8 protein-coding genes are annotated in these 10,363 nt (G+C 48.2%); 6 read left to right on the plus strand and 2 right to left on the minus strand.

Annotation, left to right across the window (positions count from 1 at the left end; translation table 11 throughout):
* Positions 1-225: 225 nt before the first annotated feature.
* The gene (fahA, locus tag AC5I6P_RS22310) at positions 226-1,554 is read right to left on the minus strand and encodes a fumarylacetoacetase (RefSeq protein WP_495695964.1); all 1,329 of its coding nucleotides are present in this window, start codon (positions 1,552-1,554) and stop codon (positions 226-228) included.
* Positions 1,551-2,465 (minus strand): hypothetical protein, encoded by a 915-nt coding sequence (locus tag AC5I6P_RS22315; RefSeq protein ID WP_495695965.1) that lies wholly within the window; start codon positions 2,463-2,465, stop codon positions 1,551-1,553. The genes fahA and AC5I6P_RS22315 overlap by 4 nt, the downstream gene beginning before the upstream one ends.
* A gap of 483 nt (positions 2,466-2,948) precedes the next feature.
* On the opposite strand from AC5I6P_RS22315, the gene hppD reads away from it, so the two are divergent.
* The 6 genes from hppD (at position 2,949) to AC5I6P_RS22345 (ending at position 10,173) form a co-directional block, all read left to right on the plus strand.
* Entirely contained in the window at positions 2,949-4,067 is a 1,119-nt protein-coding gene (hppD, locus tag AC5I6P_RS22320; RefSeq protein ID WP_495695966.1) for a 4-hydroxyphenylpyruvate dioxygenase, read from the plus strand.
* Between the two features lie 63 nt (positions 4,068-4,130).
* Positions 4,131-5,312, plus strand: coding sequence for a homogentisate 1,2-dioxygenase (locus tag AC5I6P_RS22325; protein WP_495695967.1), 1,182 nt, complete (start codon positions 4,131-4,133; stop codon positions 5,310-5,312).
* A gap of 44 nt (positions 5,313-5,356) precedes the next feature.
* Positions 5,357-6,268 carry a hypothetical protein gene (locus AC5I6P_RS22330; protein ID WP_495695968.1) on the plus strand — a complete coding sequence of 304 codons (912 nt, stop codon included), beginning with the start codon at positions 5,357-5,359 and terminating at the stop codon, positions 6,266-6,268.
* Between the two features lie 274 nt (positions 6,269-6,542).
* On the plus strand, positions 6,543-8,528 hold the full coding sequence (locus AC5I6P_RS22335; RefSeq protein WP_495695969.1) for an AMP-binding protein: 1,986 nt from the start codon (positions 6,543-6,545) through the stop codon (positions 8,526-8,528).
* Between the two features lie 10 nt (positions 8,529-8,538).
* A complete protein-coding gene (locus tag AC5I6P_RS22340; protein ID WP_495695970.1) occupies positions 8,539-9,702 on the plus strand; it encodes a pyridoxal phosphate-dependent aminotransferase in 1,164 nt (387 codons plus the stop codon).
* A 60-nt stretch (positions 9,703-9,762) separates the two neighbouring features.
* Positions 9,763-10,173, plus strand: a complete 411-nt coding sequence (locus AC5I6P_RS22345; protein ID WP_495695971.1) for a phytanoyl-CoA dioxygenase family protein — start codon at positions 9,763-9,765, stop codon at positions 10,171-10,173.
* The last annotated feature ends 190 nt before the right edge of the window (positions 10,174-10,363 follow it).

Consider the following 10,363-nt stretch of genomic DNA (forward strand, 5'->3'; position numbering starts at 1 on the left):
ATTGGTTCATCTTATCCGCTTTATCTGTAGCAGGCATTAATTGAGATGGTATAAGTAATCATTCCGAAGAGTTTAGCAATACACTCAGCTTGAGATACACTGTTCCCTAATCAAGAAACAAACTACTATCACAAGTCGTAGTAGTTTAGTTGTCACTAGAAAAGTTTTCTCGACACAACTATTTGTTCTGCTTGTGTGGCTTTTATTCAGCGTCTCATCTATCTCTCAAGCTCGCTGTTGTCCCCTGATGTCAACTATTCCCTGGCACTTACCTATCCCAATTCTGATGTAACCTTCTCTCTCACAATAACCCCGAAGAGTAACCTCATCCCCTTCTACCAAGAACGATCGCACTTCTCCGGTCGGTAGCACGAGCGGCTGTGTTCCCCGTTGCGTGAGTTCCAACAAGCAGCCTTGCGTGCCTGCCTCGCTCCCGGAAATAGTTCCACTAGCAAATAGATCTCCAGGACGAAGATTGCAGCCATTGCTGGTGTGATGAGTCAGCATTTGTGCCACCGTCCAATACATCTGTTGGAATTCACTCCGGCTTAAGTGCAAAGGCGCTATTTTCTCTTGACGCATCCGCGCAGAAGACAGCGACACCTCTAGAGTTAACTGAATGCCACCGAAGTGTTGATTAGTCGATGACATGAGGTAAGGCAAGGTGGGTGGATCATCTACAGCCCGCACAAACGCAGAACCTCGAAATGGGGCAAGGGCTTCTAGGGTCACAACCCAAGGAGAGATTGTCGTGGCAAAGCTTTTTGACAGGAAAGGGCCGAGTGGCTGATATTCCCAAGCTTGAATGTCTCGCGCAGACCAGTCATTCACGAGGCACAGTCCGAATAGGTGGTCTTCTGATTGATCGAGCGCGATCGGGTCTCCCAATTCATTCCCCATGCCCACAAAGCAACCCACTTCAAGTTCATAGTCCAACATTTGAGACGGGGCAAACGTAGGCGCTGAGTCTTTTGGTTGTTTCTGTTGACCGTAGGGACGTTTGATTGGGGTGCCACTCGGAACGATCGAGGATGCTCGTCCGTGATAGGCGATCGGGACATATTTGTAATTTGGCAGCAGAGGATTGTCGGGGCGAAATAGCTTACCAACATTAGTGGCGTGAAAAATAGAGGCGTAGAAATCGGTGTAGTCGCCGATGGTGGCAGGCAAAAGCAATTGCGCCTCTGACATCGAAACAAGGATAGTGCCGTCGGCTGGAGGTGCTTGTTCTGCGCGGAGTAATTGACTCAGATGATGGCGCAACGACAATGAAGCTGTTCTCCCCATTGCCATTAATGGGTTTAAGGTCGAAGCGCAGCAGGCCGCTTTTAGAGACTCTGGTAGTTCCTGAAGTAGCCCGATCTGCTGACAAGCCGTTAAGTCCAGAATTTGATCGCCGATCGCGACCCCGATTCGAGGCGTTTCAGCGTGCCCTCGTGCTTGAAATACTCCAAACGGTAGATTTTGAATTGGGAAATCAGTGTCGGTTTGATTCGCTGATTTAACCCAACTCCGCAAATTTGGATCGTGAGTAGAATCAATCGCGCAGATCATAGGAACCTCAAGTCGTAAAGATCGTTGATGGGTTCTTGAAAGGAACAGGAACCGAACGAGCGAAAGAATTGCGATCGCGAATGCTCAATCTCAGATATGGAGAGGGAATGATGATGCCACCTGACTTCGGTCACGCTGAATTGAAATGGGTCGATCGACAGCTCCTCAAGGATTGCCACAGCCTCATTCAGCGTGATGGCGTGATGGTAAGCAAAGGCTGAAGCGATCGCGACATTCAAAAAACCGTGCATTGTTGTAGAAGCTCTTGTTGTAGAAGTCATATCCGAGGCGTGAGTGAAGCAATGACCGCGCAAGGGATGATGTAACCCAGCCGTTGCTTTGAACGGGATTCGAGCATTCGCGAATGACAGAATGCGCTGACCCAGTTGTGTACTGTCGGGAAACGCATCGCCAGTCATGCCACCTGTCCGCAGCTTTGCGCCTGCTCCTATTTGTTGCAGAATATTCAGATGCGGTTCTAAGTCAGCATCAAACGGAATTTCAAAAAAAGTGTCCACTTCAGCAGGCAGATCTAGATATCCCTGTTGAATTTCGACAGGTGAAAGTGGGGCAACTTCCAAGGCACTAATCCTAATGGAATCCTTGCAGTGAAATTCTGCTTCGGTGATTCGATGTATCTGCTCCAATTCTGCTAGCCAGTTTTTAGACAGAATTATGCTCAATGACCAGTGCTGAGATGAAGGGATTTCTTCAGATAAGATTGGCAAAAGCTTGACGAACTCAGGTAGCCGAGTGGCGGGCAAAACAAAGCGATCGAGCATCCACGAATGTGGAGAAGAGTGGGCGCGATCGTAAGTATTCATTGCCTCAGGTAAGCTTAGCTGCGCAGGTGGAAAGAGCCCAGCATAGTCTACGATCGATGCGAGAAGCCGTTTGAGCGATGTTAACACTCGTTTGCACCTCCTCTAAATCTTGGCTTCTAAAAACGGTGTACTAATTTGACTGTTAAGACCAACAGATGTAACTGAAACGTCGAGAGCTAGACTGGATAATGTCCGGCTCTCTCTCCTTCGGAAGAGGGCAGGGAATCTGTATATTGCTTAAACCTCCCCTTAGATTGATCGTGATCATTATTACTAGCAAGTCTGAGAAGTTAAATCTATAATTTAATTATGGCTTCTCAGATTGGTTTATTAACTGATTCTAAAAAGCCATAGAAACTCTACAACCTAAATGACGCTTCAAATTCGGTTGTTAGCCACTGTTTGCATTCGCAAACTTTTATTCGCAGTTATTGAAAGCTGCTAGCTATTTTAGGACGTTACTGTTTCTCTATATGATTTGTATCAAGAACTATATCTTGATACATTCTGTTGGTTCTATTGATTTTAAGTGATTGCTTTTACATCTTTCCTCTGCTAAGGGGGAACCTAATGACTGATTCATTTCCTATTCTTGGTTTCGACCACCTTGAGTTCTATGTTGGTAACGCAAGGCAAGCAGCGAGTTTTTATGAAACCTTCTTTAAATTCACCAACACAGCGTATCGAGGCTTAGAAACAGGGAGTCGCAAAGTTGCTTCGTATGTCATGGAGCAAGGCAAGATTCGTTTGGTTCTGAGCACAGCACTAAATTCTGATCATCCCATTGCTCGTAGTGTGCTGAAGCATGGCGATCATGTGGCGGTGATTGCGTTGCAGGTGCCCAACGTCGTGGATGCTTATCAACACGTGACTGCACGAGGCGCGATTAGCGCCGAGCGCAACTCCGCAGGAATCGCAGCGATACCGCCGACCCTTGCAGAAGATGAGTCGGGGCTACTTCACTATGCGGCGATCCATGTCTACGGCGATGTCATTCTCAAGTTTGTCGATCGGCAGGACTACCGGGGTGTCTTTGCGCCTCAGTTTCAACCTCGACATTCAGTTCAGCCTGGCTGGGAAGCAGGACTCCAAACGATTGACCACATTGTTGGCAATGTTGAATGGGGCGCAATGGAACACTGGGTGAAGTTTTTCGCCGATACGATGGGGTTTCAGCTATTGGTTCACTTTGATGACGCAGCAATCTCGACTGAATATTCAGCGTTGATGTCTAAAGTGGTGCAAGACGGTTCTGGTCAGATTAAATTGCCCATTAATGAACCTGCTTTAGGGAAGGGAAAATCGCAGATTCAAGAATATTTGGAATACCATCAGGGGCCGGGGGTTCAACATATTGCCTACTCAACCCACAACATCATTGAAACGGTCACAAAATTACAGCAGGCAGGCGTTGAGTTTCTACGTGTGCCAACTCCTTATTACAAAGAGTTAGAAGCACGAGTCGGCAAGATTGATGAATCAATTGAGCAGTTGGCAGAACTCGGAATTTTAGTCGATCGCGATCGCGAGGGTTATTTACTCCAAATCTTTACGCAGCCCGTTGAAGATCGTCCCACTCTGTTCTTTGAAATCATCCAGCGACATGGTGCCCAGAGCTTTGGTGAAGGCAATTTCAAAGCATTATTTGAGGCGATCGAACGCGAACAAGCACTCCGAGGAAATCTCTAGATCAGGAGCCAGACATTAGACTCTCAACTCTGTTGTAGACATCCAGCAAAACGGTATCCGGCGATGACGTACTATTACCAGCTAGGCACGGTTCCCCACAAGCGACATACCCAGTTTCGTGATCCAAATGGTTCGCTCTATCACGAAGAATTAATGGGCATTCACGGCTTTGCGGGCATTCAATCGCTGCTTTATCATTTGCACCCACCCACGCAAGTTGACAAGATTTTTCTAGAGCAACCGATCGCGCTGGAGTTTGAAGAGGTTGGGGCACTCCGTCATCGTCATTTACGGACTGGGAACGTATCGAGCGGAGGAGATGCGATCGCGGCTCGAATTCCGTTAATGGCGAATCGAGATGTGTGCATTTCAGTGGCACAACCTACGGAGCCAATGTTGTATTGGTATCGGTTTGCTCACGGGGACGAAGTCATTTTTATTCATGAGGGTAGCGGGGTATTAGAGAGTCAATACGGTCGGTTGCCCTATCGTCCGGGTGATTACTTGGTGATTCCGACCGGGGTGATGTGGCAACTGTTGCCGGATACCAACATTGCTCAACGGATGTTGGTGATCGAAGCGCAAGGACACATTGAACCGCCTGCTCGATATCTCAATCGCTACGGTCAATTTCTGGAACACGCGCCTTACGGTGAACGGGATCTACGCCCACCAGAAACATTAATTCCGCACGATGAAATCGGCGAGTTTGAAGTGCGGATAAAAGCTCATGCTCCTTCGGAGCTTAGCAAAGCCAGTCGCATCACGACCTACCTGTATCATCATCATCCACTCGATGTCGTGGGTTGGGATGGCTATCTCTATCCCTACGCCTTCAACATCGCCGACTTTGAACCCGTGACCGGACGCATTCATCAACCGCCGCCTGTGCATCAAACCTTTGAGGCACCTGGGTTTGTGATTTGCTCATTTGTGCCTCGCTTGTTTGACTATCATCCGCTCGCCATTCCTGCGCCCTACAACCATTCCAATGTCGATTCTGATGAAGTTCTCTACTACGTTGAGGGGAATTTTATGTCCCGCAAGGGGATTGAGCGATCGTCGATTACGGTGCATCCGAATGGCATTCCGCATGGCCCGCATCCAGGCATGTATGAAGGGTCGATCGGCAAAGAGCGCACCGATGAACTTGCCGTCATGATTGATACATTCCGTCCGCTAACACTGACTCGACAAGCGGTTGAGTTGGAGGACGCGCAATATTCCTACAGTTGGGTTGCTTGATCGTCAAGCGATCCTTGGTTCGTTTTATAAGGAGAAACCGCTCTATGCCCCCCGTCACAACTCCCTCCACTCGCCTATCTGTTTCTGATCGAATTCAGAAACGCCTGCATCAGGGGGAATTAACACAACAACAAGTGGATGACTTCCAGGATTTTCTTCACCAGGTCGATCGTGAACTTTTGCAGCATCCCATCATTACGAATAATGCTTATACTCGCTGGTTTCAAGCAGGCAATGCCACAGATGAGCAGTTGCGGCATTTTATTCGGCAGTTTTCTGTGTTCTCAAATCAATTTCTGGTCGCGGCATTGTTGAAAGTCATTAACTCCCCAACCCTTCAACAATCACGAGCCAGCCGCGAGATTCTGCTGAATGAGCTAGGCGTAATTTATCGCAAGTTGGAAGGAACAACCAATCCACAAACACCTAAAACAGACGAGGAAAAAGACCGAGAAGGTGATCCTGAAGTGGTCAGTACAGAAGGAACCGTCGATGGTGGAATTTGTCGCTTTCGGGCGGCTCATTTTGAGTGGCTGACTGCTGTGGCAGAAGGGATCGGCTTGCACTACGAGGAGATTGGTCAGCGCAAGCACGGCAGCCCAACCACACTGCATTTTTGCGATGAATTGCAGCGTCTGTACGGCAGTGATGATCCCAATATCGCGGAGGGTGCCAGCTTTGCCGTTGAAAATTGGGCGGCAGCAGGGTTCTGGCAAGAGCTAGAAGATGGATTGACCCAGATCAAACAAAGTCGCTATCCACAACTCCGCTTGGCGTTTTTCACGTGGCACAATCGCGTGGAAGCCCAACACGCAGGACATACCTTAGAAGAACTAGAAGCGGTTTATTTTAGACCAGAGTTCGATCGCGCCAAATTTATTGCGGGAGGTCAACAAATCCTGGATGCGATCGCAGTCTTTTGGAATGGGTTACAGCAAATCAATTCATCGTTATAGGGAAAGCAAGGGTAGAGAAGCGCTTGCCCCGTCCGTTGAATCTATCTACGCCTCGATTCAGTATCTTCTCTAATCAAGTCGTTCCATCGACGAGTCAATTCAGTTTATCGATTGGTCAATTCAGTATCTTCCGTAGTCAATTCGTTCCATCGACGGGTCAATTCAGTATCTTCCCTAGTCAATTCATTCTATCGACTCATTAATTCAAGCTATTGAGCAACTAGCAAGCCCCATTAAAGGATTTTCCTAGCAGGCATTGAATGAGGAAGCGGCAATGCACCAAGAACTCTCTCCCGCATGGGTTCCATCACCCCAACAAATTGAGGCAACCAACATTGCAGCGCTCATGCAGGACTTGAACATTCACACCTACGCAGACCTGCACTCTTGGTCAACTCGCAATCGGGGCGCTTTCTGGGAGGTCATGATTCAACGGCTCGGGATTTGCTTTCGGAAACCCTACACGCAAATCGTTGACCTATCTCAGGGCGCAGAATTTCCGCAATGGCTTGTGAATGCTCGATTGAATATTGTCGAAAGCTGTTTGCAAGCTTGTGGAGACACAGCCGCGATCGTTTTCCAAACAGAAGGCGGTTCCCTGTGCACCTGGACTTACAACGAATTACAGGCGCTTACCAATCGCGTTGCAAATGGCTTAGTCGAGCTAGGGTTTCAGCCAGGAGATGCGATCGCTATTGCAATGCCGATGACTGCTGAATCGGTAGCAATTTACTTGGGAATCATCAAAGCGGGTTGTGTCGTGGTGTCGATCGCCGATAGTTTTGCGGCAATTGAAATTGCCACTCGATTACGGTTAGCGAACACAAAAGCAATTTTTACTCAAGACTTCATTCAACGGTGTGGAAAGCAGCTACCGCTCTATGCCAAGGTGATTGACGCCAAGGCTCCACTGGCGATCGTGCTATCTCAACAGCCCGTCCCAAACGTTGAATTGCGCTCCGGTGACTTAACCTGGAATGACTTTCTCAGCGCGATCGTAACCTTTGATGCGATTTCAACAACTCCAGCCGCACACACCAATATCTTATTTTCTTCTGGCACAACCGGAGATCCTAAAGCAATCCCCTGGACGCAAACGACACCGATTAAATGTGCGGTGGATGGACATCTCCACCACGATATTCATCCGGGTGATGTAGTGGCTTGGTCAACCAATTTGGGCTGGATGATGGGGCCGTGGCTGATCTACGCGAGCCTGATCAATCGTGCCACGATCGCCCTTTACGATGGCGCACCGACCACACGAGAATACGGTCAATTTGTTCAGGACGCTCAGGTAACGATGCTGGGTGTAGTCCCCAGTCTAGTGCGAGTTTGGAAAACGACCGACTGTATGCAGGGATTGAATTGGAGTGCGATTAAAGCCTTTAGTTCTACAGGTGAATGCTCTAATCCTCAAGACATGTTGTATTTGATGTCGCTAGCAGGTAACAAACCCATTATTGAATACTGCGGTGGCACTGAAATTGGAGGAGCTTACATTACAGGCACTCTTGTTCAGCCTTGCATTCCGGCAACGTTCACAACCCCTGCGCTGGGTTTAGACTTTGCCATTCTAGACGCTGATGATCGCCCTGCAACCGAAGGGGAAGCCTTTATCATTCCACCTGCGATCGGGCTGTCTATAGAATTGTTGAACAAAGACCATCATCAGGTTTATTTTGCGGAGACAGCTAGTTATGTTGAGGAGTCAGGTGTTAACACCCATAGCTCGCCGTTGCGTCGTCATGGGGATTATTTGGAACGATTGCCGAATGGCTACTATCGTGCCTGTGGTCGCGTAGACGACACGATGAATCTAGGCGGCATTAAAGTGAGTTCCGCCGAGATTGAACAAGTGATTAGTACTGTTGCGGACATTTGTGAAACTGCCGCCATTAGCACTCCGCACAACTCGCAAGGAACGGTATCTGAGTCTGAAGGTGGGCCGACCCAGTTGATTATTTATGCGGTCGTTGCGCCCAATACTCAAAAAACGCACGCAGAACTCAAAGCAGTGTTACAGGCCGCGATCGCTCAACGCCTCAATCCGTTATTCAAAATTTGGGATCTGGTGATAGTAGACGCTTTGCCCCGCACCGCATCGAACAAAGTGATGCGGCGAGTCCTGCGCGATCGATATGCGGCGGTTCCGTCAGAGTTGCGCTCTGCGCTAATCGCCGCTCAACAGCCCCCTCTGCACGATGGTCATCCATGGTACGCACCGCTAGGGGGATGCTGCGCAAAGTCTACATTATGAGGTGTAACGCATGGAATTTGCAGAACGAATGAGTCGATTAGGGACAGAATCTGCCTTTGATGTCTTTGCCAAAGCGCAACAGCTAGAAGCTCAAGGACAATCCATCATCCATTTAGAAATTGGGCAACCCGACTTTCCGACCCCATTTTCCATTTGTGAAGCTGCATTTCGGGCCATGAAAGATGGCTATACAGGCTATACTCCGGCGGCTGGCTTGTTGGCATTTCGAGAAGCGATCGCCGAACATATTTCGACGACCAGAAAGGTCGAAATCCATCCCGACGAAGTTGTCGTCACGCCCGGAGCCAAACCCATTATTTTCTTTACGCTGATGGCATTGGTGAATGAAGGCGATGAAGTGATTTACCCAGATCCGGGCTTTCCGATCTACCAATCCGTGATCAATTTTGTTGGCGCTAAAGGCGTTCCATTGCCGCTACGCGAAGAAGTTGGGTTTCGCTTTCATCTAGATGATTTGATCGAAGCCGTGTCCGATCGCACTCGCTTGTTAATTCTCAATTCCCCTCAAAATCCCACAGGAGGTTTATTGCAAGCAGAGGATTTAGCTGCGATCGCAGACCTTGCCCACCAACACGATTTCTACATCCTCTCCGATGAAATCTATTCGCGCATTCTCTACGAAGGCAACCACACTAGCCTCATTCAGTTTCCCGATATGAAATCGCGCACCATTTTGCTCGATGGTCATTCTAAAACCTATGCGATGACGGGATGGCGGCTCGGCTATGGCATTGTTCCCAAACATCTGGTTGAGGGAATAGTTCGCCTCATGATCAATTCCAACTCCTGCACCTGTGCCTTTACGCAGATTGCTGGAATTGAAGCTCTTCGAGGATCACAAGAATTTGTTGATCAAATGGTGGCGCAATTTCATCAACGTCGAGATGCTGTAGTCGATGGTTTAAATGCGATCGAGGGCATTCATTGCCTCAAGTCCGCTGGTGCATTTTATGCATTTCCAAATGTGAAGCAATTACCATTGCCTTGTGATGCGCTAGCCGATTATTTTCTCAATGAAGCAGGCGTTTCACTATTAGCAGGAACGGCGTTCGGTGAGTTTGGTAATGGCTATCTCAGAATTTCTTATGCCAATTCGCTAGAGAATCTCCAGATGGCAATCGAGCGAATGCGAGCAGCCGTGCTGAGATTGTAAGAAGCTAGGAGAAGTCGAATCATTTTGTTAGACGGCTTTGTTGAATGTTAATTTACATAGATGACTAATTACATTCACGCAATCGAAAGGGATGGGTTCACCGTCGTCCCAAATGTCTTAGATTTCGAGGCGATCTCGTTACTCATTGAACATCTAACACAAATCCCTATAGATCGAGCAGTGAGTCGTAGAGGTGGCACAGCCTATGGAATTAGGAACCTCCTCAATCTTGTTCCGTTTACAAGAGATATCGCAAACAGTCCAGCCCTTCGCCTTTTGATCGAGCCAATGCTTGGCAGGGAAGCACGAGTTGTACGCGGCATCTTTTTCGACAAGACAGTGGAAGCAAATTGGAAAGTGGCATGGCATCAGGATCCAACTATTGCTGTTCGTGAACAGATTGATGTAGAGGATTATGGACCCTGGTCGGTGAAAGCAAGTATCCCTCTTTCATCACTCTCGCTGAAGTGAACTCTGAAACCTAGCTCCAGTGCGAGTTTCCTATTTTGACGGCTCGAAGATGACAAAAGAGCAAAACGCAGGTGCAGCAAAGCTTTCAGCTTTTGCTCCTACCAAAGTGATGAAAGAGGGATACTTCCTTTCGCTCTAATACCATCTCAATTAATGCCTGCTACAGATAAAGCGGATAAGATGAACCAAT

The sequence above is a fragment of the Myxacorys sp. genome, from assembly GCF_059501405.1.

Bases quoted from the DNA above. Each gene is read 5' to 3' on its own strand.
- fahA (WP_495695964.1), bottom strand. From the start codon at position 1,554: ATGATCTGCGCGATTGATTCTACTCACGATCCAAATTTGCGGAGTTGG.
- hppD (WP_495695966.1), top strand. From the start codon at position 2,949: ATGACTGATTCATTTCCTATTCTTGGTTTCGACCACCTTGAGTTCTAT.
- AC5I6P_RS22325 (WP_495695967.1), top strand. From the start codon at position 4,131: ATGACGTACTATTACCAGCTAGGCACGGTTCCCCACAAGCGACATACC.
- AC5I6P_RS22330 (WP_495695968.1), top strand. From the start codon at position 5,357: ATGCCCCCCGTCACAACTCCCTCCACTCGCCTATCTGTTTCTGATCGA.
- AC5I6P_RS22335 (WP_495695969.1), top strand. From the start codon at position 6,543: ATGCACCAAGAACTCTCTCCCGCATGGGTTCCATCACCCCAACAAATT.
- AC5I6P_RS22340 (WP_495695970.1), top strand. From the start codon at position 8,539: ATGGAATTTGCAGAACGAATGAGTCGATTAGGGACAGAATCTGCCTTT.
- AC5I6P_RS22345 (WP_495695971.1), top strand. From the start codon at position 9,763: ATGACTAATTACATTCACGCAATCGAAAGGGATGGGTTCACCGTCGTC.